Genomic DNA, 25,373 nt, shown 5'->3' with positions numbered 1-25,373 from the left:
ACCGCGCGCGTCCGGGGCCTCGGCGGAGCTCAGCCGCGTCAGCGGCGCGGGATCGTCGAGCCGCGGATGATGAGGCGCACGGGCAGGTGGTGCGTGCCCTCGCCGATGTCGACGCCGTCGATCGCGTCGAACACCCGCTGCGCGGCCTGACGGCCGAGCTGCTGCAGGTTCGCGTCGATGCTCGTGAGCTCCGGCCGCGAGTTCGTCGCGAGCACCTCCCAGTTGTCGTAGCCGATCACCGCGAGGTCTTCGGGCACGCTCCGCCCCAGGTCTCGCGCCGTGTCGAGAACACCCCGGGCGATCTGGTCGGAGCCGCAGAAGATCGCGTCGACGTCGGGGTGCCGCTGAAGCAGCAGGGCTGCGGCATCCCTCCCCCAATGCTCGGTCCATTCCGAGAACATCGGATCGCCCACGAGCTGGAGTCCGGCGGCGTCCAGCGCCGCCCTGGCCCCCGCGATGCGGTCTTGCGCTGCCGCATACGTCGGATCGCCCGTGATGTGCGCGATGCGGGTGCGGCCGCATGCGATCAGGTGCTCGATCGCCAGGCGCCCGCCGGCGTAGTTGTCAGGGGTGAGTGAGAGGTCGCGCGGGTCGTCCGAGGGCGCGTACGCGTACACGACGGGCACCGGGATCTCCTGCCCGAGCGACGGACGAGGGTCGGTCTGACGCCCGACGACGATGATGCCGTCGACGCGCCGGCTCAGCAGCGCCTTCAGGTGATGCTGCTCGCGGATCGCGTCGCCGCGCGCGTCGCAGAGGAAGACGTTCACCTGTCCGGCACCGAAGGCGTCCTCGGCCCCCATGAGGATCGGGATCATGAAGCGGCCCTCGAGATCGCTGGTGAGGAGGCCGACGGTGCCGGTGCGGCCGGCCAGGAGCCCGCGCGCCATCGCGTTGGGGGTGAACGACAGCTCTTCTGCGGCATCCATCACGCGCCGGCGGGTGGCCGACGCGACGTCGTCGCGCCCATTGAGCGCCTTCGAGGCGGTGGCGATCGACACCCCCGCTTTCCTCGCGACATCGCTCAGTGTCGCGCTGCGTCCTCCGGCATCGCTCGGCGCCATCACCCCTCCTCGTCGTTGCGGAAACGTTATCGACAGGACGTCTTGACCGCTCGTGATGACTCACGATACCTTGCCGAAAGCGATTTCGATCATTTTCGGAATCACCCACAGCAGCGGCGCCGCAACCGCGCAGCGCACGCTCGACGATGAGCCAAGGAGACTGTGATGACACCCACCCGACGTCGCGCCGCAGGCTGGCGCGCCGCGACCGCATTGCTCCTCTCGGGCGCCCTCGTGGGCCTCGCCGGCTGCGCCGGCGGCGGCGGCGCGAGCACCGCCCCGGAGGACATCCCGACCGAGGGCACCGACGACGGCACGACGCTGACGCTCTGGACGCGTGCGCCCCTCGAGAAGCAGGCCAACCTGCTGGTCGACGCGTACAACGAGACGCACGAGAACCAGGTCGAGCTCACCGTCGTGCCCAACGACGACTACGTCGCCAAGGTCGGCGCCGCGGCGGGCTCCGGCGGACTGCCCGACCTCTTCGCCGCCGACATCGTCTACGTGCCGAACTGGGTCGAGCAGGGTCTCTTCCAGGACCTCACCGCGCAGATCGACGGACTCGACTACAAGGACGAGATCAACAAGGGCCATTTGTCGGCCGGCACCGACGCCGACGGCAACGAGCACGTGCTGCCCTTCGTGCTCGACCTGTCGATGCTGTTCTGGAACAAGGCGCTGTTCGAAGAGGCCGGCCTCGACCCCGAGAAGGCTCCGGCGAACATGGCAGAGTACGCCGATGCCGCCAAGAAGATCCAGGCGCTGGGCAAGGACGGCGTCTACGGCACCGCGACGGGTCTGAACTGCGGCGGATGCCTCGTCTTCACGTGGTTCCCCAGCATCTGGGCATCGGGTGAAGAGGTGCTGGGCGACGACGGCCGCGAGTCCCTGCTCGCGAACGACGCCGCCAAAGAGATCTACGGCACGTGGCGCGACCTCTGGGAGTCGGGCGCCGTGCTGCCGAGCTCGCAGGACGAGGCCGGCCCGACGTGGACCGCCGGATTCACCGAGGGCAACGTCGGGCTGATGTTCTACCCCGCGACGCTGCTGTCGTCGACGCCGTTCGACGCGGGCGTCGCCGGCATCCCGGGTGTCGACGGCGGCGCCTCCACGTTCGTCGGCGGCGACGGCATCGGCATCTCGAAGGACTCCGAGAAGGCCGCGCAGGCGTGGAACTTCCTCACGTGGCTGATGTCGGAGGAGGCACAGGTCGAGGTCCTCGCGAAGAACAACGACGTCGTCTCGCGCGCCGACTTCGCCGACAACGAGTACGCGGCCGAAGACCCGCGCCTGGTCACCATCAACGAGGTGGCGTCGCAGGGCGACACCCCGGTGGCGCTCAACTTCCAGCAGGCCTTCAACGCCCCCGGCAGCCCCTGGCTGACGCTCGTGCGAAACGCCGTGCTGGAGGGCACCGACACGGTCGACGCCGACAACGAGGGCATCACCGAGATCCTCTCGCAGTGAGCCACGGCGGCGGCCCGGGCGACCGGGCCGCCGCCCCCCGAAAGACCCCGGAGAACGAACGCGATGTCCGCACAGACCCTGAGTCCGACGACCAGTCCCCCGAACGCACCGCCGCGGCGGCAGCGCACGTCACGCGCCCGCCGCGAGGCTCTGCGCGGCTGGCTGTACGCGTCGCCCACCGCGCTCTTCGTGGTGTTCGTCTTCCTCGTGCCCCTCGCGCTCGTGCTGCAGATGTCGGCCTCGGACTGGCCGCTGCTGTCGGGCAACCAGGGCTGGAACCTCCCCGACAACTACGTCGACGCCGTCCAGCACCGCCTGTTCTGGGACGCGACCTGGTTCACGCTGAAGTACACCGTCATCACGACGATCCTGCTCATCGGACTGGGCCTCGGACTCGCCCTCCTCGTGCAGGAGTCCACGCGGTGGAAGTCGATCCTGCGCACATCGTTCCTCGTGCCGAGCGCACTGGGCCTGGCCTCGGCATCCCTCCTCTTCTACGTGCTCTACTCCCCCTACGCCGGACCGTTCGCCGACCTGATGCAGTCGTGGGGCTTCACGTTCCTCGGCACGCCCGAGGGAGCGCTGTGGTCGACGGTGTTCCTCATCGTCTGGCGCTACGCGGGCTTCTACATGCTCCTGATGCTGGTGGGCCTGCAGGCGATCCCCGACGACGTGTACGAGGCGGCGCGCATCGACGGCGCCTCGACGTGGCAGACCTTCCGCACCATCACGCTGCCCCTGCTGCGCCCGACTTTCGCACTCACGATCGTGCTGTGCGTGACAGGGTCGCTGCTCGCGTTCGAGCAGTTCTACATCCTGACCAAGGGCGGACCCGACAACAGCACCATGACGATCGTGCAGCTGATCTACAACGTCGCCTTCCAGGGCCAGAACAACCTCGGCATCGCCGCCGCCCTGTCGGTGATCGTGCTCGGCGCCCTGATCCTGATCAACATCGCCCAGCTGCGCGCGTTCCGCCGCACCGACGAGGACTGAGGAAGCCCCGGAATGTCCGTCCAGACCCTCCCCTCGGCGACCACGCTCATCACGGTCAAGCCGTCGCGGCGCCGCCGCTCGCCGGCGACCCGCATCGTGTTCGGCATCCCCTACGCCGTGCTGACGACCGCGCTCGCGATCATGTTCCTCTATCCGCTCATCTGGACCGCCGTCTCGTCGGTCGCCCCCCGCGCCGGCACCAGCCAGCCCGAGGGCTGGGGCTTCGGCAACTACGCCGCCCTCGCGAACTACCAGGCAGGCATCTGGGTGTACCTCGGAAACTCGACCTTCGTGGCGCTGCTGACGGTCCTGCTGACGCTCTTGGTCTCGACGCTCGGCGGATACGCGTTCGCCCGGTTCTCGTTCCCGGGCAAGAACCTGCTCTTCCTCACCGTGCTCGCGATCCTGATGGTGCCCTACACGACGCTCCTCATCCCGCTCTACGTGATCCTCAACGCGGTGGGACTGAGCAACTCGCTCGTCGGCGTCGCCATCGTGCTCACGATGTTCCAGCTGCCGTTCTCGATGTTCATGATGCGGATCTCATTCGAATCCGTCCCGCGCGAGCTCGACGAGGCGGCCATGGTCGACGGCGCCAGCACGTTCGGCGCACTCCGCCGCGTGCTGCTGCCGGCGGTCAAGCCCGGCCTCATCACCGTGGGCATGTTCGCCTTCCTCGCCGCCTGGAACGACTTCATGGCGCCCCTCATCCTCATCACCGACACGAACCGGATGACGCTGCCCCTGGCCGTCTCGAACCTCCGCGTGCAGGTGCAGGGCGTCATCGACTATGGCGCCACCGAGGCGGGCGTCGTCGTGCTCGCGCTGCCGTGCATCGTGCTCTTCCTGGTGCTGCAGCGCCACTACGTCCGCGGATTCATGTCAGGAGCGTTCAAGGGATGACCATGCAGACCACCATCGCCGCACCCCAGGCGCCCGTCGTGCCGCCGCGGAGCCGCCTGCGCCCGCTCGGGCAGAGCGAGGTCCGGATCACCGGCGGATTCTGGGGCGACCGCCAGGCGGTCAACGCCGCGGGCACCCTCGTCCACATCGGCTCGCGGCTCGAGTCCGAGGGCTGGCTGCCGAACTTCGACCTCGCCGTCGCGGGAACCCTGCCCGAGGGCCGGCGCGGCCGCGAGTTCTCGGACTCGGAGGTCTACAAGTACCTCGAGGCGCTCGCCTGGGAGATCGGCCGCAACGACGACCCGGCGCTCGAGGAGCGGTTCCGCGCGGTGGTCGCCAGGGTGGCCGCGGCGCAGGAGCCGGACGGCTACCTGAACACGATGTTCGGCCGCCCCGGCCAAGGCGCACGGTGGTCCGACCTCGAGTGGGGGCACGAGCTGTACTGCCTGGGGCACCTGTTCCAGGCCGCGGTGGCCAGGTCGCGGACCCGGCCCGGCGCCGACGACGGCCTGCTCGAGATCGCGCGGCGCGCCGCCGACCTGGTGTGCCGCGAGTTCGGCGCCGACGGCCGGGACGGCATCTGCGGACACGCCGAGGTCGAGGTGGGACTCGCCGAGCTCGCGCGCGTGACCGGTGAGCACCGCTACCTCGAGCAGGCGCGCCTCTTCATCGAGCGGCACGGCCGCGGCACGCTGCGCGACATCGAGTGGGGCCGCAAGTACTTCCAGGACGACGTCCCCGTCCGCGACGCCGAGGTGCTGCGCGGCCATGCCGTGCGCGCGAACTATCTGTCGGCCGGCGCGACCGACGTCGCGGTCGACACCGGCGACACCGGGCTGCTCGACGCCCTGCGGCGTCAGTGGGAACGCACTGTCGCCCGGCGCACCTACGTCACCGGCGGCCAGGGATCGCACCACCAGGACGAGGCGTTCGGCGAGGACTGGGAGCTGCCCGCCGACCGCGCGTACTCCGAGACGTGCGCGGGCGTCGGCTCGATCATGTTCGCTTGGCGGCTGCTGCTCACGGGCGGCGACCCGCGCCACGCCGACCTCATCGAGCGCACGCTGTACAACGTCGTCGCCACCTCGCCCGCACCCGACGGCCGCTCGTTCTTCTACGCCAACACGCTGCACCAGCGCGTGCCCGGCGTGCCGGCCGACCCCGACGCGACGTCGCCGCGGGCATCGTCGTCGCTGCGGGCGCCGTGGTTCGAGGTGTCGTGCTGTCCGCCCAACGTCGCCCGCACGCTCGCGAGCCTCGACGCCTATCTCGCCACCGCCGACGACGAGGGCGTGCAGCTGCATCAGTACGCGCCCGCCGCGGTGCGCACGACGCTCGACGATGGACGCGCGATCGCCTTCGACGTCGAGACCGACTACCCGGCCTCCGGTCGCATCCGGGTGATCTCACGAGCGGATGCCGCGACCGGCGCCCCCTGGACGCTCGCGCTGCGGGTGCCCTCGTGGGCCGAAGGCACGCGCCTGCGCGTCACGCCGGTCGACGGGCCGGCCGAGGAGCGAGAGGCGAAGCCCGGTGCGGCGGAGGTCCGGCGGGCCTTCCGCGCCGGAGACGTCGTGGAGCTCGAACTGCCGATGGCGCCGCGGCTGACCGCCCCGGACGAGCGGATCGACGCGGTGCGCGGATGTCTGGCGATCGAGCGCGGGCCCGAGGTGTTCGCGCTCGAGTCGGCGGACCTCGGTCCGGCCGGTGTCGACGACGTGGCAGATGTCGCACTCGCACCGGGCGCGACCCCGGTCGAGCGCGACGGACGCATCTGGATCGCGGTCGTCCCTCACGGCCGGAGCGACGCCGCGTGGCCATACGCCGATGCCGGCGGGCAGGCTCAGGAGGCGGCATCCGTCGACGTCCCGCTGGTGCCCTATCACGAGTGGGCCGAGCGGGGACCCTCGACCATGCGCGTCTGGATCCCCGCCTCGCCCTGACTCAGTGATTCGGGTTCGTCGCCTTGCCGTCGAGCCACAGCGTGTTCGACGGGTCGGAGTGGGTGGTGTCGGTGCCGACGTGCTTGTCGCTGATCTGCGGACCCTTCGTGATGACGTGCACGAGGGCCATCGCGTGGCCGCGGCCGAGTCCGTAGTCAGCGGCGAGCCACTCCACGATCGGCGTCGCCTTGGTGCCCTCGCCGAAGCCCTTCTCGTTCGCCTTCTCGATGAACTGCCGGGGTGTGAGGCCAGTCTTGTCCTCGATGTTGTCGAGGTATGCCTGGAACGACATGTTCTCTCCTTCTCAGTGGTCAGCAGGGATGTCGAGCACTCCGGGAGCGTCCTGCCACTCCTGGATGATCCGATCGGACGCGTGGATGCACAGCACGCGGAGCCGGCCGGTGCCGCAGTTCTTGAAACCGTGCCACGCGCCGGTGGGGGCCGTCGCGGTGTCTCCCGCGCGAGCGTGCAGCACCTCGCCGTCGATCGTGATGCGGGCCTCGCCCTCGAGCAGCACCCATGTCTCAGGGTAGGGGTGGCGGTGGATGTCGGGGCCCTGGCCGGGCTCGTTGTCGACGAAGAAGTACGACACGGCGGCGCCGTGCTCGGCGCCGATGAATCGGCGGAGGCGCCCGGTGCCGACGACGAGGTCGGCGGCGGGGACGATGGCCGGGGTGAAGGTGCTCATGGGATGCTCCGTCCGTGGGTTCCTGGTGCCACCAGCCTCGCGGTGCCGGTGCCGGGCCCCTATCCTTTCGATGTGGATCGAAAGTTCGTCGACTTCCAGCTCGCGCCCGACGACCTCACGGCGATCCGCTTCGGCATCTCGCCCGGCCACGAGCTGTGCCACGCGGTGCGCGCTCTGCTGCTGCCCGACGAGTACCCGCTGCAATGGGGATGGATGCGCGCCACGCGCGGCGCGATCCCCCGCGACGACTTCGAGGTGCTCGCCCTGCTGATACGCGAGGACGGCTACTTCCCGGACTTCCTCACCACGACCCCGACCTGGGAGCTCACTCCCGAGGCGGAGGCCGAACGGCTGCGCGACATCGACGACGCCCGCTTCGAGGTCGACATGACCAAGGTGCTGGTGCGCACCGAGGGCGCGCGCCATGAGGCGGTGCAGCGCATGCTCGATCACCCCGACCGGGCGCGCGCCATGATCGCCGACGCCTGGCTCTCCGTGTGGCAGACGGGAGTGGCGCCGGTCTGGACGCAACTCGAGCGCTTGCTGCGCGCCGACATCGCGGTGCGCTCGCGCCGCATCGCCGAGAGCGGCATCGGAGCGATGATCCAGACGCTGCACGATCGCGTGCAGTGGTCCGACGGCGCGGTGCGCGTCACGATGCGCATCTGGAGCGAGGTCGTCGACTGCCGCGGCAGCGGTCTGGTGCTGGTGCCGTCCGTGATGGGCGCCACCGGATGCTTCGTGCTGACCGAGCCCCCGGCGCAGCCCACGCTGTTCTATCCCGCACAGGGTGTGACCGCGACCTGGGCGCGGGACCCCGCCGACGTCAGCGCCGCGCTCGGCGCCCTGCTGGGACCCGCGCGCGCCCGCATCCTGCTCGATGCGCACGAACCGCGGACCACGTCGCAGGTCGCCGGCGACACCGGCATCGCCGTCTCGACGGCGTCGCACCACCTCACCGTGCTGGCCGACGCCGGCCTGCTGACCAGCACCCGTCAGGGTGCCCGCGTGCTCCATCGGCGCACGCCGCTCGGCGAGGCGATGGTCGGCGCCGTGCTCTGAGCGCGCGCCGCACGTGCCGTGCGTTCGGGGCGGGTGCCGTGCGTTCTGGGCGCCTGCGGCGCGCCCCGGACCGGAGACTCCGGACGCCCCGGCCAGGAGCCGCACAGGTGGGCTCGGATAGACTGGTCGCCGCCCATTTCGATGTGCATCTACCTGTCTGCGGCTTCGGCTGAGGACAAGGCGGCACCACTTGCCGCCGACCCTCGGCGGACACGGCCTGGAGAAAGATGCACACGACACTCGTCGATTCCGACACCGCTGCGCGCCCGACGACCCGGCGTCCGAGCCTCATCCGCGAGGCGGGCCTCACCTACTTCCCCGTCGCGCTGATCGCGCGCCTGCCCTTCGCCATGATGGTGGTCGGCATCCTGACCCTCGTCGTCTCAGCCCGCGGATCCCTCGCGCTCAGCGGCGCGACCAGCGCCATGACGGGCCTCGGCACCGCACTCGTCGGCCCGCTCCTGGGCGCCGCCGCCGACCGCTTCGGGCAGCGGCGCGTGCTGCTGGTCGCGGGAGTGGCGAACAGCGCGCTGCTGGCTGTGATGGCATGGCTCGCGTTCGCGCCGGTTCCGGATGCCGCACTCCTGGGCGCCGCGTTCCTCATCGGCGCGTCCATGCCGCAGGTGGCCCCGCTCTCACGCAGTCGCCTGGTCGGCATCATCGGGCGCTCGTATCCTGCCGAGCGCCGGACCCCAGTCGTGAACGGGGCGATGGCCTACGAGTCGGCCGCGGACGAGATCGTGTTCGTCTTCGGGCCGGTGATCGTGGGGCTCCTTGCGACGACCCTGAACCCGGCGGCGCCGGTGATCGGCGCCGCGGTGCTGGGCCTCGTCTTCGTGAGCGCGTTCGCGCTGCACCCGACGGCCCGCACGGCGACCGCGCTCGGCCGCGAGGCGCGCCCCGAGCAGGCGCCTGCCCGCGAGCTCGTCCGCGCGCGCGTGCTGGCGCCGGTGGCCGGTGCACTCGGCATGGGGCTGTTCTTCGGCGCGATGCTGACGTCTCTCACGGCCTTCATGGCCGAGCGGGGCGTACCCGAGCAGGCGGGCCTCGTCTACGGCGCGATGGGCATCGGGTCGGCGGCGCTCGCGCTCGGCGTCGCGCTCTTCCCCGCACGCTTCACGCTCCGCGCGCGCTGGCTCACCTTCGCCGCCGTGCTCGCCGCCGGCGCCGTCGCGCTGCCGTTCGTGACCACCGTGGGCGCGATGGCCGTCTGCCTGCTCGTCATCGGAGTGGGCATCGGGCCGACGCTGGTCACGCAGTACAGCCTGGCCGCCGCCTTCAGCCCACGCGGCCGCTCCGCCACCGTGATGACGATGCTCGGCTCCGCCGTGGTCGTCGGCCAGTCTGCGGCATCCGCCCTCACCGGCCTCGTGGCCGACACCGCCGGAGCCGGCGCGGCACTGGTCGCCCCGCTCCTCGCGGCGACGGTGGTGCTGGGCGCCGGCGTCTGGAACGCGGTCTCCTCCCGCGGCTGACCCCGGTTGCCGCTGACCCCGCGCTTCACAAGCCCGAAAACCTGGCCGGTCGCGCGACACGCCGGGTCGCGGCATCCGTCATCGGCGTGTCGAGGTGACCGACCAGGTTTTCGAACCACCGCTTGAGGCGGTCGGGAACACCACCCCAAGTTTTCGGACCACCGCTTGGGGTGGTCGGGAACACCACCCCAAGTTTCGGACCACCCCGCCCGCTCGCCCGGAAGCCGCTGCCACCGCGGCCGGCCTCAGCCCGAAAACCTGGCCGGTCGCGCGACACGCCGGGTCGCGGCATCCGTCATCGGCGTGTCGAGGTGATCGACCAGGTATTCGGACCACCACTTGAGGCGGTCGGGAACACCAACCCAGGTTTTCGGACCACCACCGCGGGTTCTCGGGACCACCACCGTGGGTGCGCGGGACCACCGCACACCGGGCACCGCGCGCAAACGACGAACGCCCGGCCCGCGCGAGCGGACCGGGCGTTCTGGGCGACAGGACTCAGAAGTCGAAGTCGCCGATGTTCTCCGCGTCGAAGACGAACGGGTCGCCGAGCAGCACGACGCCGTCGGGTCCGACCTCGTAGTCGCCGAGCTTGCCGGCCTCGAACGAGTCGCCTTCCTCGCCGGTGATCTCACCGGTGATGAGCGCCTGCGCGGCGAAGGCGGCGAGGTAGCCGAGGTCGGCGGGGTTCCACAGCGCGAAGGCGGTGACGGTGCCGTCCTCGACGTACTCGCGCATCTGGTTGGGGGTGCCGAGTCCGGTCAGCGCGACCTTGCCCTTGTACTCCGAGGTCGACAGGTAGCGCGCCGCGGCAGCGATGCCGACCGTGGTCGGCGAGATGATGCCCTTGAGCTCGGGGTACGTCTGCAGCAGCGCTGCGGTCTTGTCGAACGACGTCTGGTCGTCGTCGTCGCCGTAGACGACCTCGACGAGCTCGATGTCGGGGTGGTCTGCGGCCAGCAGCTCCTTCATCGTCTCGATCCACGCGTTCTGGTTGGTCGCGTTGGCCGAGGCCGACAGGATCGCGATCTGACCGGCGTCGCCGATCTGCTCGGCGATGAGGTCGACCTGCACCTTGGCGATGCCCTCGGCGGTGGCCTGGTTGATGAACAGGTCGCGGCAGTCGGGGTTGGTGTCGGAGTCGAACGTCACGATCTTCACACCAGCCGAGCTCGCCTCGTCGAGCGCGTCGCAGATCGCCTCGGGGTCGTTGGCCGAGACCACGAGCGCACCGACGCCCTGCTGTGCGGCCGTCTGGATGTAGCTGACCTGCGAGGTCGGGCTCGCCTCGGTGGGGCCGACCTCCTCGAGCGAGCCGCCGAACTCGTCCGCTGCCTCCTGGGCGCCCGACGTCGAGGTGTCGAAGTACGGGTTGCCGAGGTTCTTGGGCAGCATCGTGATCGAGAGCTCGGCGTCGCCGCCGTCTCCCCCGTCGCCGCCGTCGCCACCGTTGCCTCCCGCACAGCCGGTCGCGACGAGCGTGACGCCCACCGTGAGCGCGACCGCGGCGAGGGCCATCCGGCCCTTGCGCTGAAGTCCGAACATCGTTGTTTCCCTTCTTGGTTGCAGGTGCTGGTGCAGTGCTGCGGGTAGTGGATGGATGCGGCTACGAGACGCCCTGCGCCTCGCCCCGCCCTTTTCTCTTCCCGATGGCCGCGGCGCGTCGACGCTGCAGCCAGGCGAGGAGGCTGGAAGACACCACGGAGAGGATGAGCAGCACTCCCGTGATGATGTTGATGACGTCGCTCGTCACGCCGGCGAGCCGCAGGGCCGACCCGAGCACGCCGATCAGCAGGACGCCGGCGATCACGCCGTGCAGGGCGCCGCGGCCGCCGAAGATCGACACGCCGCCGAGCAGCACCGCGGCGATCACCTGCAGCTCCATGCCCATCGCGTTGTCGCCGCGGGCGTTTGAGTAGAGCAGCGTGAAGTACACGCCGGCGAAGCCCGACACCGCGCCCGACAGCACGAACAGCAGGAACTTCGTGCGCCCCACGTCGATGCCCGAGAACGCCGCCGCCTCCTTGTTGAGGCCGATGGCGTACAGCGAGCGGCCGAAGGGCGTGAAGTGCAGCACCACGGCGAAGATGACCGCCAGCACGACGAACGGGATCATGACGACGGGGATCGGGGTGCCCGGGATGTTCGCCTTGGCGAGATCGGTCCACTCTTCGGGGAACTCCGTGATCGCCGTCGTGCCCAGGAGCCCCACCGCGATGCCGCGGAAGAGCGCGAGCGTGCCGATGGTCACCGCGAGCGAGGGCAGCCCCACCACCGTGATGAGGAAGCCGTTGAAGACGCCGGCCAGGGTTCCCACGATGATGGCGGCGAGGGCGGCGAGCGGGACGGAAGGCCGGCCTGGGTCAGGATGCCGGTCATCACGCTCGACAGCCCCACGATGCTCGCCACCGAGAGGTCGATCTCCTCGGTGATGATGATGAGGGTCATCGGCAGGGCGATCAGCAGGATCGGCGCGATCTCGCGCAGCAGGTAGGTGACCGTCAGCGGGCTGTCGAAGTTCTCCACCGTCGCCAGGGCGACGACGACCACGAGGATCAGGATCCCGATGATCGCGGCCTCGCGCGTCAGCAGCGCGCGGCGCCAGGCAGGGCGGGCGTGGGCCTTGTAGACGCGCGTGGTCGCGGCATCCGTCACGGCGGTCATCGCGCCTCCTCCCCTTGGTCGCTGAATCTCTGTGCGATGAGTCGTCGGTGCTGACGGGCGGCGAGCACGCGGTCGAGCACGATGGCGCCGAGGATGAGGGCGCCGACGACGGCCCGCTGCCAGAAGTCGTCGATGCCGAGGATCGGCAGCGCGCGGTTGATCGTCAGCAGCAGGAATGCCCCGATCGCGGCGCCCCAGACCGTGCCGACGCCGCCCGAGATGGCGACGCCGCCGATCACCGCGGCGCCGATCGCCTGCAGCTCCCAGCCGAACCCGGCCGCCGAGCTGACCGTGCCGTAGCGCGCCGCGTAGAGCACGCCGGCCAGGCCCGACAGCGCGCCCGACACCACGAACGCCGTGATGATGCGGCGGTTGACCTTGAGTCCGTACAGGTGGGCGGCCGCGGGGTCGGAGCCGATCGCGTAGAACTCGCGGCCGCCGCGCATGTTGCGCAGATACCAGGCGGCGAGGACGAGGACGACGACGGCGATGATCGTGAGGATCGGGATGCCGATCAGCTGGTCCGTTCCAAGGCCGCGGAAGTCGCGCGGCAGGTCGGAGGCGTTGATCCGATCGCTGCCCGTCCACGCGACGTTGATGCCGCGGTAGATGTACATCGTGCCGAGCGTGATGACGAGGGCGGCACGCGGGCGAACGCGACGAGCGCGCCGTTGATCGCGCCGAGCAGTCCGCCCAGCAGCACCCCGGCGAAGAAGACGCCGATGATCGGGATGCCCGGCACATCGATGAAGAGGCGGCCGGTGAGGTAGGCGGTGAGGCCGACGATCGAGCCGACCGAGAGGTCGACGTTGCGCGTGATGATGACGACGGCTTGGCCGACCGCGACCAGCAGCAGCAGCGACGGCGTCAGCAGCAGGTCGCGGAACCCGTCGGAGGAGAACAGGAAGTTCGGGTTCGCGACGGTGGCGGCGACGATCACCAGCAGCAGCGCCCCCAGGATGCCGGTCTCGCGGGCGGTGGCGAGGTGGCGCACGAGCCGCGACGCCGCACTGGAGCCGGGCCGGACCGGCGGCTGGACGGGAGCGGTGGTGGTGCTCATCGGGTGACCTCCGCGTCGGCCGTGGCAGCGTGCATGACGGTCTCGGGTGTGGCGTCCTCGCGTGCGAACTCTCCGGTGATGCGGCCTTCGCGCATCACCAGCACACGATCGGCCATGCCGAGCACCTCCGGAAGCTCCGACGAGATCATGAGGATCGCCATCCCCTGCTGGGCGAGCTGCGAGAGCAGCCGGTGCACCTCGGCCTTCGTGCCGACGTCGATGCCGCGCGTGGGCTCGTCGACGATGAGCACCTTCGGCTCGGTGGCGAGCCACTTGCCCAGCACGACCTTCTGCTGGTTGCCGCCCGACAGCGTGCCGGCCTCGGCGTCGAGCGCCGCGGTCTTCACCTCGAGCCGGCTCGCCCACACCTGCGCGGCCTCGTTCTCGAGCCCGGACCACACGAGGCCCCACTTGGCGAGCTTGGTGCGGATGGCGAGGGTGATGTTGCGCGAGACGCCGTCGTCGAGGACGAGGCCCTGCTTGCGGCGGTCCTCGGGGACGAGCGCGATGCCCCGTGTGGTCGCCAGGCGCGGGTTGCCGCCCGGCAGCGGCGAGCCGAGCAGGGTGACCCGACCGGACTCGTAGGGGTCGACGCCGAAGACGGCGCGTGCGACCTCGCTCCGGCCGGCGCCGACGAGCCCCGCCAGCCCGACGATCTCACCCGCACGCAGCGAGAAGGTGATGTCGCGGAACACGCCCCTGCGGGTGAGGCCCTCGACCTTCAGCGCGACGTCGCCGACCTCGGACGGGAGCTTCGGGAACAGCTCGGTCACGTCGCGTCCGACCATCAGTCGCACCAGCTCGTCGACCGAGGTCTCATCGATCGGCGTGGTCTCGATGTACGAGCCGTCGCGCATGACGGTGACGGTGTCGCACAGCGCGAACACCTCGTCGAAGCGGTGCGAGATGAACAGCAGCGCGCGTCCCTCGTCACGCAGGCTCCGCGCGACGGCGAAGAGCCGCTCGACCTCGACGCCCGACAGCGCGGCGGTCGGCTCGTCCATGATGAGCACGCGCGCATCGAGCGAGATGGCCTTGGCGATCTCGATGATCTGCTGATCCGCGATCGACAGGCCCTCGGTCACGCGATCGGGGTCGAGAGCGACGCCCAGCCGCTGGAAGATCTCCATCGCCTCGGCGCGCATCGCCTTGCGGTCGATCCGCCCGAGCCGGCCGGTGGGCTGGCGGCCCATGAAGATGTTCTCGGTCACCGAGAGGTCGGGGAAGAGCGTCGGCTCCTGGTAGATGACGGCGATGCCGGCGGCCTTCGACTGCGCCGTGCTCGTGAAGTCGACCGATTCCCCGTCGAGCAGGAACTCGCCGGCGTCGCGGCGGTACAGACCCGCGACGATCTTGACGAGTGTGGACTTGCCGGCGCCGTTCTCACCGATCAGCGCGTGGATTGATCCGCGCTCGAGGGTGAGGCTGCCCGAGCGCAGGGCGACGACCGGTCCGAAGGACTTGACCACGCGGCGCAGCTGGAGCGCGGGCGTCGGGTCGGGTGCGGCTGGCGCGGCGGGTGCGACATCGGCTGCCACGGCATCCTCCTCGTCGAGGGAATCAAAGAATCTGAAGCTTCCTGAATCGATTCAGGTGAAGTTCAGGCTACTCTAAAGTTCAGTCCGATCCCGGTCAAGTCGCTCGGCGACGTCGACCCGATCGTGACCGGACTCAGGATCCGACGACGAAGTGGAGACGATGACGTGCCAGTGAGCATCCGCGATGTCGCGCAGCGCGCGGGAGTCTCGGTCGGCACGGTCTCCAACGTCCTCAACCGCCCGGGCGAGGTGTCGACAGAGTCGGCCGACCGCGTCATGCGCGCGATCGAAGAGCTCGGCTACGTCCGCAACGACGCGGCGCGCAAACTCCGCGCCGGCGTCAGCACCACGGTGGGGTTCGTCGTCCTCGACGGGCAGAATCCCTTCTACAACGACGTCGTCCGCGGCGCGGAGGACGAGGCCACCCGTCACGGCATCGCGATCCTGTACGGCAACACCGACGAGGACCATCGCCGAGAGCGCCTCTACCTCGATCTCTTCGAAGAGCAGCAGGTGCGCGGCCTCCTCATCGCCCCGTACGGCGACGTCACCTCGCGGCTGCAGCGGCTGCGCGCACGGGGCATCGCCGCGGTGCTCGTCGACCGCTTCAGCGGCGACGGCCGATTCTCGTCCGTCTCGGTCGACAGCGTGGCCGGCGGACGGCTCGCCATGGAACACCTCATCGAAGGCGGGCGGCGCCGCATCGCGTTCGTGGGCGGGCCCTTCGACATCCGCCAGGTGAACGACCGGCTCGCCGGGGCACGCGTCGCGGCCGAGAACGCGGGCGACCACGTCGACCTCGAGGTGGTCGCGACGGCGGCGATGACCGTCGAAGAGGGCGTCGCTGCGGGGACCCGGATCATCGCGCGCCCGCGCCGCGAGTGGCCGGACGCCCTGTTCGCGGCCAACGACCTGCTGGCCCTCGGGCTGCTGCAGTCCCTGGTGGTGGATGGACGGATGCTGGTGCCCGACGACATCGCGATCATCGGGTTCGACGACATCTCGTTCGCCGCCGCCGCGGCGGTGCCGCTGTCATCGATCCGCCAGCCCAGTCGCATGATCGGGCGCACGGCGCTGCGGATCGTGCTGGAAGAGGCCGCCGACCCCGACAGCATCGCGCGGCAGACGGTGTTCCCGCCCGAGCTCGTCGTGCGGGCCTCGACGCGTCCCCGCTGACGGCGCGGCCGCGCCCCCAGACCCGCGGGCGCGATGCCCGAAAACCTGGCCGGTCGCGCGACGCGCCGGGTCGCGGCATCCGTCATCGGCGCGTCGAGGTGATGGACCAGGTTTTCGGCACCCGAGACGGTGGGCCGATGACCGGACCCGCCTACCGGCACGGCACCGCAAACGGCGACCGGGCGGAACCCTGGCGCTGCTCTAGGACGGGGTGCCGGCGAGCAGTCGGCGGATCTCGGCGAGCGTCTCCTCCTGCTGGGCGAGCAGGGCGTGGAGCCGCTCGGCGGTCGCCGCGTCGGCCTCCCCCGCGGCACCCGGAGGCCTGCGGGCGCCTGACGCGGCGGCATCCTCGGCGAACACGGGGGCGCCGGGCGCACTGCGCGGCCCCGCCCCCGACGAGCCTGCCGCCACGCCCGCCGCGACGGCACCCGCGACCGCGCCGGCAGCGACCCCCTTCGCGGCGTGCACGGCCAAGGGCGGCTGGGATTCCGCGGCGGCGGACGACGCAGCTGTCGGGCTCGGCTCCGCTGCCGGCTCCCCTGCCATGACCTCGGCACCCTCGGTCGGCGCCGGGGGCGCGGCATCCGTCTCCGTCTCCTCAAGCTCTTGCGCAGCCTTGCGAGGACCGAGGAACAGGTTGGCGAGATAGCCCGTGAACGTGCCGAAGATGCCGACGCCCACGACGATGATCATCGTGCCGATGAGGCGGCCGGCGTTGGTCACCGGAAACTGGTCGCCATAGCCCACCGTCGAGATGGTGACGAGCGTGTACCACAGCGCGTCGGAGGCCGAGGTGATGTTGGCGCCCTCGGCGTTCTCCTCGACCGCGAGGATCGAGATGCTGCCGAACTGCAGCACGAGGACGCCCATCAGCAGCAGGGTCATCAGGGCGCTGTTGGCGCGGTCCTTGACGAGCGTCGTCCAGACGGTGCGCGGGCCGAGCTCGCGCAGCAGCCGGAACACCCGCAGCAGGCGGAACAGGCGCAGGATCTTGAACTGCGGGAACGGCAGGCTCGCGAGGAGATCCGCCCACCCGAAGCCGCGGAAGAAGTAGCGGCCGGCCGACGGCGCGGTCGCGATGCGGTAGATGAAGTCGCCGAGGAAGATCGCGCTGAACAGCGCGTTCATCACCGAGAGCACGAGCTCGAGCGCCGAATCGCCCGCCATCGCGTACACCAGCACGAGGTTGACGATCGACAGGATCGAGAGCGCGCCGATGAAGATCTCGTACGCGGTGTTCTTCAGCTCGGCGCGCGCGGCGGCGCGCGCCTGTGCGCGGGCGCGCGAGCGCTCGCGGATCTCGGAGAGTGATCGGGCCATGTCGGCTCCTCGGATCGGGCTGCAGCCGGACCCGCTCCGGCCAGCCCCATTGTCCTCGCCCGCGCCGCGCGGTGCGAGAACGACTCTCAGTCCAGCGCGGTGGCGCGCTCCCCCGCCTCGATGCGCACCGAGAGGCGGTTGTTCGCCGGCGGCAGCGGGCACACGTAGTGGTCGCTGAAGGCGCACGGCGGCAGATAAGCCTGGTTGAAGTCGACCGTCACGGAGCCGTCGGCCGCCGGCGCCTGGATCTCGAGGAACCGGAAGCGATAGGCGTCGACGTTGCTGGTGGCGTCGGCGATGACCGCGCTCAGCTCCTCGGCAGGGTCGCCCGTGACCGTGAGCTCGACGGGAGCCCCGGCGACCTCGAGCACGACTGTGCCCACCGCGGGCTCTTCGCGCTCGTAGCCGTCGACGCTGCGGATGACGGTGATCTCGCCCGCCGCCGCGGGGCGGAACACGCCCGGCACCGCCCACGCCTCGTCGAAGGGGAACGACAGGATGCCGCGCAGCCGCGTGCGTCCGGGAGTCTCGGGGTCGAAGACGCGAAGGGCCGGTGCACCCTCGCGGCTGATCGCCTTGAGGCGGAGGCGACCCACGTCCAGGTGCTCGCCGGGCGCCAGCACCACGTCGTCCGCCGGGGCGTCCGGCGCGTCCGCACGGAGTCCCGCACCGACGACCCGGCCGTCCACCGCGCGCCAGACGCCGGGCGCGCCCTCGTACGACCGCGGCTCGCCGTCGAGCCAGTGCGTGTGCCGCAGCGCGGCGATGCCGTGCTCGGACGCCACGGCGCTCCAGCGCTCGTCGGTGACGGTGTCGGGGGTGCTTGCGGGGAGGGTCATTCGTGTCCTTCGGCGTGGGGCGCGGTGTCGTCCCTCCATCCCAACACGCCGCGAGCGAGCGCATTCCCACCGGCGACGGCCGGCGTCACCGGGCGTCATCCGGCGTCACGCTGGCACCTTGCCATCGCGATGATCGGGGCATCACCGAGTGGGGCGCGAGCCCCAACAAGCTGGCGTCGCTGGGCCTCAACGTCATCCTTCTGGCGAACCTCGTCGGCGCGGGCTGGCTGCAGCTGCGCTTCGTGCGCGCCCGCACGACGTTCGAGCGCCTCGAGCGGTGGCAGACCGGCTTCCTCCCGGTCTACCTCGCGTGGGCGGCGATCGTGGTGGTCGTCTTCCCGCCGCTGTTCGGCTACGCATGACGGACGGGGGACGGATGCCGCGGCATCCGTCCCCCGTCACAGTCGGTTCAGTAGTCCTCGGGGGCCAGGTCGCCCTGTCCCTCGTCGCCGAGCTCGGCGATCGTGGGGTCGAGATCCTGGGTCTCGGGCTGGAGGGCGGCGGGCGGCTGGTCGGCCCGCGGCACCTCCTCGTCGTCGGCGGGAAGATGCGCCGGGTCGTCGCCGGTGGCGGTCGCCGAGTCCTCCTCGAAGACGCCGGCGTCGGCCGCCGTCGTCTGGTCCCACTCGACCTGGGCCGGATCCCGCGTGGGATCGGGTTCGATAGAGGTGTCCTCGTCGCGGATCGGCTGGACGCCCGGCTGGCCGTCCGGGGCGCGGGGGATGTCATCAGGCAGGTTGTCCGACATCGTTCTTCCTCTCTCCCTGGAACACCCACGCTACGGACGCCCCGCCCGGGTCGCACGGGGCTTGACGCCCCCTGAAGAGGACAGGTAGGTCGGGGGGCGCGGCTTCGGTTGGGGCCTGCGAGCAGAAGAGGGACGGATGCCGCGGCCCGCGGCATCCGTCCCTCTCATCTGACCGGGGTCAGGGCACGACGTCGACGGCGTCGCAGCCGAAGAAGCTCAGCCCGTCCTCGGTCGTGCCGCGCACGCACAGCTCGGTGGTGGTCTTGCGCACCGGGATGTCGCGGCCCGCGGCGTGGAGCATCGCGTCACGATCACCGTCGGCCGTCGTCACGTCTTCGAGATGCACCTTGCCGTGCCGCTCAGGCACGCCGTCGGCCGACGTCATGAGCGGATCGCGGTCGCCGATGCGGACGCTGTCGGCGTCGATCGCGGTGGCATCGAAGGCGAGCGGCAGCCCGAACTCGCCGGCGGTGGTGGTCAGCACCGCCATCGGGATGCTCGCCTCCTTCACGTTCACCGGGTTGCGCACGGACCCCGGCTTGATGTCGAGCTTCACCGGCACGGCGCAGTCGATCGAGAAGTCGGTCGAGGCCTGATCGTTCGCGGGATCAGGATCGGCGACCTTGGCGAGCACCGGCGCCACCGCGGCGGCGATCGTGACGGTGTGCACACCGGGCTCCGCGCACGTGATGTCGTACGAGCCGGTGTGCTCGCGAGGCGCCCCCACGGCGAGCGCGTCGGCATCCCACGACGCCGAGGCCGGGGCGACGATGACGCCCGGGCCCGCAGTGACCGTCTCTTCGACGACCGCGTCGACGGGCCCGTCGGGGCCGAGGTTCTCGACCTCGGTCGCGACCTCGAAGGTCGTGGTCGCGCCGACGACGCTGAACCCGACGCCATCCGCGGCGATCGCCGTGACCGCCAGGTCCGCTTCGACGCACTGGGCGTCCTCGGGGTGCTCCAGGCAGTATTGGCGCACGGCGGGCGCGAGGTCGATCTCGGCCAGCGTCGTGCCGGCCCGCAGGTCGTTGACCACCATGGTCTCGGCATCCGCGTCGAACGGCACCGTCAGGATCCCGGGCCCGGGACGGATCACGCGACGCTCTCCCCCGGTCTCGGTCTCCTCGAAGACCCAGCGCGGGTCCCACGCGTTGATGCTGTCGACCAGGTCGCCCGCGTTGCCCTCGAGACGCAGCTCGAGCAGCGCCGGGTCGCCGATGTGTGTGCGTGCCCGCTGCATCCCCACGACCACCGCCGTGGGCGTCGCCGTCGTGGCGCCGAACTCGGCCTCGACGACGAACGAGCGCGCCGTGTCGTCGTAGTCGTACTCGGGGATGGGGGCCGCGACCGGATCGGTGTCGCTGAACGGATCGGCGTACCCGGTCATGGCGCCGGCGGTCAGTGTCAGAGCCGTCGCTGCGGCCACAGCGCTCACGACCAGCACGGTGCGGCGCTTCGTTGTGGTGTTCATCGTCGTCTCCTCAGCAGTTTCCGTCGAGGCATTCGGTCAGGAACCAGTCCATCCGCCGGATGTCGCCGGCTCTGGGTGGTCGTCTGTCGCTGTTCATGAGGTCGTCGGGATCGGGTTCGGAGACCCACCACGTCGGCCCGTCGGTCTCGGCGATCGAGCGGCAGTCGGCCGCGGTGCGTCCGAGGTTCGGCGCATCGGCCTCGCACTCGGCCTGCGTGTCGAACATCGTCGGGTTGGGCGTGTTCTCCCAGTAGCCGCCGTCGCAGCAGTACTCGTCGGGCAGTCCGAACGGCGAGTGGCCCGTCTCGTGCAGCACCGTCCCGAGCGAGGTCGGCTCGCTGGTGAACATGCCGTTCGAGGCGCAGTCGCGGAACGTGTTGGCATGCAGCACGGCACCGGTGTCGGCCCACGAGTAGTCGGTCGCCCAGTTCGCCGGCCCCTGCGGCTGGCACTTCGTCGCATTGGGGTCGGATGGCGTCGGGGCGGCGACCTCGGAGTCGCCCGTGCCGGTGGCCAGCCAGAAGTTGAAGCCCTGCTGCCGTGCGAGGAAGAAGCCCTCCCCGAAGTGCGCGCCCTGGATCGTGCTCGCCACGGCGGTCTGGAAGGCCGTGTCAGCCGCGCCGGTGAAGTCGTCGCCGTCGGCGATCAGCACCACGTCCACGCGGTTCGCGCGCCCACCGGTGAGGAGCACCGGCACCGCGGACCCCTGCTCGGGCGGGCCGACCCGCGTGCGTCGCCAGCCGGTGAAGCTCTCTTCGCCGTTGGTCGCGACCTTGCACGAATAGACGAGGTCACCCGCGTTGACATTGGGCACCGTGAAGGTGGTGGTGGATGCCGTGGTCGCGACCTGGTCTGGTCCGGCCTTGTCGTTCACCCAGATCTCGAGCTGGTCCACCAGGACGGTGCGGTTGACCAGCGGCGGGCCCGATCCCGTGGACGTGTCCTGGATCGTGTCGCCGACGTTGAGCGCGGGGTCCAGCGCTTCGGCCGTGATGGTCACCGTGTCGCCGGGCTGCGGCCACAGCGGCGAGTGCGTGCACCGGACCAGCGCGTCGGACGCCGTCTGAGGCGGGGCGTCGACGTCGGCCTCGACGCGGAAGCGCACGAACACGCTCTCGTCGCCGCCGCCGGTGGTCGTCAGCTGCGAGTCGCACTGGCCGCTCACGTCGCCGGTCACGGTGCAGCCGCCGAGCGTGAGATCCACGGTCAGGTGGAGGTCGTCGCCCGGACCGGCGGTGAGGTCGCAGATGTCGTCGTCGAAGTTCAGGAAGCCGTCGGAGTCCGAGATCTTGACGACGACGGGCACGGATGTCGTCACGTCGGCGTCGACCACGTGCTCGGCGATCCAGTTGGGCGAGATCTCGTCCTCGTCCTCGATCTCGCCGAAGTTCGTGTCGTTGCCGTCGATCGTGACGCGCGAGTAGAAGTCGGAGCCGTCGAACGTGTCGGTACAGCCGCGCTCTTCGACGCGCTCGATCACGACGCGCACGTTCGTCAGGGTCTCGCCGCTCGCGGCGGAGGGTATGAGGACGGCGAAAGTCGATCCCGCGAGGAGGGCGACGGCCGCGATCGCGATCCGGCTCTGACGACGGCGGCCCCTCGGCCGCGCTGGTGTGGGTTCCATCGAAGGCTCCTCTGCTCGTCGACATGACGGTGCTCGTCCGAAGAGGGGCTCGCGTCACGCCGTGATACACGTCGGGCCTCGACCGAGCGGGAACCGGTCGCCGCGGAGTGGGGCGCGCGCACGTCCGACGCCCGGCCTACGCTCGTCTCATGCGCGAGACGCGAGGGTTCCGCGGATGAGCGGCGCCGGCACCCGCAGGTGGGTGCTGCACGTCGACCTCGACCAGTTCATCGCGGCCGTCGAGATCCTGCGCAACCCCGAGCTGGCCGGCAAGCCCGTGATCGTCGGAGGCCGGGGCGATCCCACCGAACGAGCGGTCGTGTCCACCGCCTCGTACGAGGCGCGCGAGTACGGCGTCGGCTCGGGCATGCCGCTGCGCATCGCCGCGAGGAAGATCCCGGATGCCGTCCTCCTGCCTGTCGACGCACCGCTCTACCTCGCGGCATCCGAGGAGGTCATGGCGACCCTGCGCGCCCAGCCGGGCGCCGTGGTGCAGGTGCTCGGGTGGGATGAGGCGTTCGTCGGCGTCACGACGGACGACCCCGAGGCGTACGCGCGCCGCACACAGGCGGCCGTGCTCGAGCGGACCGGCCTGCACTGCAGCATCGGGATCGGCGACACCCTCGTACGCGCCAAGAACGCGACCGACTTCGGCAAGCCGCGCGGCACCTTCGAGCTGACGGCCGAGAACTGGCTCGAGGTCATGGGCGACAAGCCCACCATCGCGCTGTGGGGCGTCGGCTCGAAGATCTCCAAGCGCCTCGCGCTGCTGGGTGTCGACACCGTGGCCCAGCTGGCGATCGCCGACGCCGACGCGCTGACGGCGGAGTTCGGGCCGAAGATGGGCCTCTGGTACCGGCAGCTCGGCCGCGGCGACGGGGCGAACGTCGTCGACGACACCCCGTGGGTGGCGCGCGGGCACAGCAAGGAGACGACGTTCCAGACGAACATCGTCGATCCGGCCGAGATCGAGGACGCCGCCCGCCGCCTCCTCGACCAGGTGCTCGACGAGGTCGCCGCCGACGACCGCCCCGTCGTCGGGCTCGGCCTCAAGGTGCGCTACGCACCCTTCCTCACGAAGACGTTCACCAAGAAGATCCCGTCGACATCCGACCGGGCCGTCATCATCGAGCGCGCCCTCGAGCTCGTCGCCAAGATCGAGCCCGGCCGCCCCTTGCGCCTCCTCGGCGTCCGGGCCGAGATGGCCATGCCCGACGACGCCCGCGAGGGGCACACTCCCACCCGCAGCGGGTGGTGACGGCGGCTCAGCGCAGGTCGGCGAGCGCGCGGTGGACCGACGCCACGGCGCTCGAGCCCTCCCCCACCGCGGCGGCGACGCGCTTCATCGACCCGCGGCGCACGTCGCCGGCGGCGAAGATGCGCGGCACCGATGTCTCGAACGGCAGTGGCTCGCGACCGAGGCCCTGCCAGCGCTCCAGCGACTGCACCGACACGTCGGTGCCGGTGCGCAGGAACCCGTCGGCGTCGCGGTCGAGCTCCGCGAGCCACGACGTCGCGGGCTCGGCTCCGATGAAGCAGAAGAGTCCGCGGGCGGACACCTGCCCGACGGAGTCGATGCTGACGCCCTCGAGGGCGGAGGAACCGCTGAGCCCGACGACGCGCGACCCGGTGTGCACCGTGATGCGCGGATCTTCGAGGAGGCGATCGACGAGGTACGACGACATCCGGCTGCCGAGGTCGGTGCCGCGGACGACCAGGTGCACGGGGCAGCCGTTCGCGGCGAGGTACAGCGACGCCTGGCCGGCGGAGTTCGCACCGCCCACGACGACGACCGGGGACTCGAGCACCTGGCGGAGCTCGAGCGGGGTCGCGGCGTAGTAGATGCCCGCGCCCTCGAACTCACCCCAGCGGTCCAGGTCGAGCGTGCGGTACGCGGCACCCGAGGTGACGATGACGGTCCGCGTGCGGATCAGGCGCCCGTCGGTGAGGGCGATGTCGATGTGATCGCCCGCCGGGCGCAGGTCGACGGCCTCGCAGGGCGCATAGACGCGGACGCCGAACTTCAGCGCCTGCAGGGACGCCTGCCCGATGAGGTCGCCGCCGCTCACGCCGAAGGGGAAGCCGAGGAAGTTCTCGATGCGCGACGTCGCCGCGGCCTGCCCGCCCGGGGCGACGGCATCCAGCAGCACCGTACTGAGACCCTCGGACGCGCCGTAGATCGCCGCCGCAAGACCCGCGGGTCCGCCTCCGACGACCACGAGGTCGACCACCTCGTCGGCCGTGGCCTGGTAGCTGAGGCCCAGGCGCTCGGCGACGAGGCCCGGCGTGGCCCGGCGCATCGGCTCGCCCTGGATGAAGGCCACGGGAAGGTCGTCGAGGGTGATGCCGTGCTCGCCGAGCGCGCCGAGATCGCCGGGAGCGAGCTCGATCGCGGTGTGGACCAGGTCGAGCCGCTCGGCGAAGCGCCGAAGTGCCAGGAAGTCGCGCGACGACCGGGGTCCGACGAGCTTGAGGGTCAGCGCCGCCGGCCCGCGCCGGAGGATCTCGCGGCGCGCCCACAGCGCGTGCAGCACGATGTCGCACAGCTCGTCGTCCTCGGCCATGAGCAGCCGGAGGCGCGCTCGGCTCACGCGCAGCATGCGTCCCGCGCGCGAGGCGCGGGCCGACAGGAACGCCCCCTGCCCGTTGAGCAGCCCCAGCTCGCCGACGAAGCTGCGCGGACCCATCCGGCCGATCGGGGTCTCGCCGACCCAGCCGAAGGCGACGCGGACGAGTTCGACCTCGCCGCTGTCGACCAGGATCAGGTCGTAGTCGAGGTCGCCGGCCTGGAAGAGGTACTCGCCCGCTGCGACGTCGTGCGCCTCCCCGAAGGCGAGCAGGCGGTCCCACTGGGCGTCGGTGAGGGGCGGCTTCATCATCCGCTCGATCTCGTGCTCTTTCATCGGATGACCTCGCGATCGCTCATCGGACCTCAGTGGATCAGCGCGCGCCAGTCGGCCGGCACGCGGCCCGCCGGCCCCGGCACCGGCTGCGTGTCAGGACGCGACTCGGGCGGAGCCAGCAGCGGCCCGTCGACGTAGTCCTCGGCGACGTAGTCCCAGAACCAGTCCTCACCCGGCTCGAAGCTGCGCACGTACCGATGCCCGCTCGAGCGGAAGTGGGCCGTCGCATGCTGCGCCGGCGAGGTGTCGCAGCACCGCACCTGGCCGCAGACTGCGCAGCGCCGCAGGTGCACCCACCACCCGCCGACGTCGTCGCAGTCGGCGCAGCCCTCGCCCGAGGGCGGCACGGTGGGGTCGATCTCGTCCAGGCTCATCCCGCCTGCCTCTCGTCGCACGTTCTCCGTCGGAGCGATGCTAACGCCCCGGCGGCGG

21 protein-coding genes and 2 pseudogenes are annotated in these 25,373 nt (G+C 70.9%); 9 read left to right on the top strand and 14 right to left on the bottom strand.

The annotated features are described in order from the left end of the window. Nucleotides 1-38: 38 nt before the first annotated feature. Nucleotides 39-1,064: a LacI family DNA-binding transcriptional regulator gene (locus tag IM767_RS04320; RefSeq protein ID WP_109211754.1), complete on the bottom strand. Its 1,026-nt coding sequence runs from the start codon at nt 1,062-1,064 to the stop codon at nt 39-41. 165 nt (nt 1,065-1,229) lie between these two features. Between IM767_RS04320 and IM767_RS04315 the strand changes: the two genes are divergently transcribed. The 4 genes from IM767_RS04315 to IM767_RS04300 all read left to right on the top strand — a co-directional run bounded on the left by IM767_RS04315 (nt 1,230) and on the right by IM767_RS04300 (nt 6,373). Continuing rightward, the gene (locus tag IM767_RS04315) at nt 1,230-2,531 is read left to right on the top strand and encodes an ABC transporter substrate-binding protein (RefSeq protein WP_109211755.1); all 1,302 of its coding nucleotides are present in this window, start codon (nt 1,230-1,232) and stop codon (nt 2,529-2,531) included. A 63-nt stretch (nt 2,532-2,594) separates the two neighbouring features. Then, nucleotides 2,595-3,527: a carbohydrate ABC transporter permease gene (locus tag IM767_RS04310; protein ID WP_109211756.1), complete on the top strand. Its 933-nt coding sequence runs from the start codon at nt 2,595-2,597 to the stop codon at nt 3,525-3,527. Nucleotides 3,528-3,539: 12 nt separating this feature from the next. Beyond that, nucleotides 3,540-4,430 (top strand): carbohydrate ABC transporter permease, encoded by an 891-nt coding sequence (locus tag IM767_RS04305; protein ID WP_109211757.1) that lies wholly within the window; start codon nt 3,540-3,542, stop codon nt 4,428-4,430. Further along, nucleotides 4,427-6,373, top strand: a complete 1,947-nt coding sequence (locus tag IM767_RS04300; protein WP_109211758.1) for a glycoside hydrolase family 127 protein — start codon at nt 4,427-4,429, stop codon at nt 6,371-6,373. The genes IM767_RS04305 and IM767_RS04300 overlap by 4 nt, the downstream gene beginning before the upstream one ends. A gap of 1 nt (nt 6,374) precedes the next feature. Here IM767_RS04300 and IM767_RS04295 read toward each other — a convergent pair whose 3' ends face one another. Together IM767_RS04295 and IM767_RS04290 are read right to left on the bottom strand one after the other, a co-directional pair. Next, the gene (locus IM767_RS04295; protein WP_109211759.1) at nt 6,375-6,665 is read right to left on the bottom strand and encodes a DUF4287 domain-containing protein; all 291 of its coding nucleotides are present in this window, start codon (nt 6,663-6,665) and stop codon (nt 6,375-6,377) included. Between the two features lie 12 nt (nt 6,666-6,677). Further along, complete coding sequence (locus IM767_RS04290) at nt 6,678-7,061, bottom strand: cupin domain-containing protein (protein WP_109211760.1); 384 nt, start codon at nt 7,059-7,061, stop codon at nt 6,678-6,680. 72 nt (nt 7,062-7,133) lie between these two features. Here IM767_RS04290 and IM767_RS20680 point away from each other — a divergent pair, with 72 nt between their 5' ends. Both IM767_RS20680 and IM767_RS04280 read left to right on the top strand, forming a co-directional pair. Further along, entirely contained in the window at nt 7,134-8,123 is a 990-nt protein-coding gene (locus IM767_RS20680) for an ArsR/SmtB family transcription factor (RefSeq protein WP_109211810.1), read from the top strand. Between the two features lie 227 nt (nt 8,124-8,350). Beyond that, entirely contained in the window at nt 8,351-9,598 is a 1,248-nt protein-coding gene (locus IM767_RS04280) for an MFS transporter (RefSeq protein ID WP_109211761.1), read from the top strand. 498 nt (nt 9,599-10,096) lie between these two features. Here IM767_RS04280 and rhaS read toward each other — a convergent pair whose 3' ends face one another. The 4 genes and pseudogenes from rhaS to IM767_RS04260 form a co-directional block, all read right to left on the bottom strand. Then, nucleotides 10,097-11,143, bottom strand: a complete 1,047-nt coding sequence (gene rhaS / locus IM767_RS04275; RefSeq protein WP_109211762.1) for a rhamnose ABC transporter substrate-binding protein — start codon at nt 11,141-11,143, stop codon at nt 10,097-10,099. A gap of 61 nt (nt 11,144-11,204) precedes the next feature. Beyond that, nucleotides 11,205-12,262, bottom strand: a pseudogene (locus IM767_RS04270) (ABC transporter permease). After that, nucleotides 12,259-13,322: pseudogene (locus IM767_RS04265) on the bottom strand (ABC transporter permease). Before IM767_RS04265 ends, IM767_RS04270 begins: the two co-directional pseudogenes overlap by 4 nt. Beyond that, nucleotides 13,319-14,860, bottom strand: a complete 1,542-nt coding sequence (locus tag IM767_RS04260) for a sugar ABC transporter ATP-binding protein (RefSeq protein WP_109211763.1) — start codon at nt 14,858-14,860, stop codon at nt 13,319-13,321. The pseudogene IM767_RS04265 and the gene IM767_RS04260 overlap by 4 nt, the downstream one beginning before the upstream one ends. A 165-nt stretch (nt 14,861-15,025) precedes the next feature. Here IM767_RS04260 and IM767_RS04255 point away from each other — a divergent pair, with 165 nt between their 5' ends. Continuing rightward, nucleotides 15,026-16,036: a LacI family DNA-binding transcriptional regulator gene (locus IM767_RS04255; RefSeq protein ID WP_109211764.1), complete on the top strand. Its 1,011-nt coding sequence runs from the start codon at nt 15,026-15,028 to the stop codon at nt 16,034-16,036. 201 nt (nt 16,037-16,237) lie between these two features. On the opposite strand, the gene IM767_RS20555 is transcribed toward IM767_RS04255, so the two are convergent. Both IM767_RS20555 and IM767_RS04245 read right to left on the bottom strand, forming a co-directional pair. Beyond that, nucleotides 16,238-17,356, bottom strand: coding sequence for a potassium channel family protein (locus IM767_RS20555; protein ID WP_198425643.1), 1,119 nt, complete (start codon nt 17,354-17,356; stop codon nt 16,238-16,240). Between the two features lie 86 nt (nt 17,357-17,442). After that, nucleotides 17,443-18,195 carry a DUF1684 domain-containing protein gene (locus IM767_RS04245; RefSeq protein ID WP_162564381.1) on the bottom strand — a complete coding sequence of 251 codons (753 nt, stop codon included), beginning with the start codon at nt 18,193-18,195 and terminating at the stop codon, nt 17,443-17,445. A 2-nt stretch (nt 18,196-18,197) separates the two neighbouring features. On the opposite strand from IM767_RS04245, the gene IM767_RS04240 reads away from it, so the two are divergent. Then, nucleotides 18,198-18,557 (top strand): hypothetical protein, encoded by a 360-nt coding sequence (locus IM767_RS04240; RefSeq protein WP_194398800.1) that lies wholly within the window; start codon nt 18,198-18,200, stop codon nt 18,555-18,557. 47 nt (nt 18,558-18,604) lie between these two features. On the opposite strand, the gene IM767_RS04235 is transcribed toward IM767_RS04240, so the two are convergent. From IM767_RS04235 to IM767_RS04225, 3 genes are all read right to left on the bottom strand, one after another. After that, entirely contained in the window at nt 18,605-18,943 is a 339-nt protein-coding gene (locus IM767_RS04235; protein WP_109211766.1) for a sugar ABC transporter ATPase, read from the bottom strand. 178 nt (nt 18,944-19,121) lie between these two features. Then, entirely contained in the window at nt 19,122-20,414 is a 1,293-nt protein-coding gene (locus IM767_RS04230; RefSeq protein ID WP_109211767.1) for a DUF11 domain-containing protein, read from the bottom strand. Nucleotides 20,415-20,424: 10 nt separating this feature from the next. Further along, nucleotides 20,425-22,038 (bottom strand): hypothetical protein, encoded by a 1,614-nt coding sequence (locus IM767_RS04225; protein WP_109211768.1) that lies wholly within the window; start codon nt 22,036-22,038, stop codon nt 20,425-20,427. Between the two features lie 175 nt (nt 22,039-22,213). Between IM767_RS04225 and IM767_RS04220 the strand changes: the two genes are divergently transcribed. Next, nucleotides 22,214-23,296 carry a DNA polymerase IV gene (locus IM767_RS04220; protein WP_194398799.1) on the top strand — a complete coding sequence of 361 codons (1,083 nt, stop codon included), beginning with the start codon at nt 22,214-22,216 and terminating at the stop codon, nt 23,294-23,296. Nucleotides 23,297-23,303: 7 nt separating this feature from the next. On the opposite strand, the gene IM767_RS04215 is transcribed toward IM767_RS04220, so the two are convergent. After that, nucleotides 23,304-24,941 (bottom strand): FAD-dependent oxidoreductase, encoded by a 1,638-nt coding sequence (locus IM767_RS04215; RefSeq protein ID WP_109211769.1) that lies wholly within the window; start codon nt 24,939-24,941, stop codon nt 23,304-23,306. 29 nt (nt 24,942-24,970) lie between these two features. Then, nucleotides 24,971-25,315: a UBP-type zinc finger domain-containing protein gene (locus IM767_RS04210; RefSeq protein ID WP_109211770.1), complete on the bottom strand. Its 345-nt coding sequence runs from the start codon at nt 25,313-25,315 to the stop codon at nt 24,971-24,973. Nucleotides 25,316-25,373 lie beyond the last annotated feature (58 nt).

Source organism: Microbacterium ureisolvens (assembly GCF_015278315.1).
GTDB lineage: Bacteria > Actinomycetota > Actinomycetes > Actinomycetales > Microbacteriaceae > Microbacterium > Microbacterium ureisolvens.
Note: the sequence above shows the minus strand (reverse complement) of the source record. Positions and strands in the feature narration are given on the sequence as shown.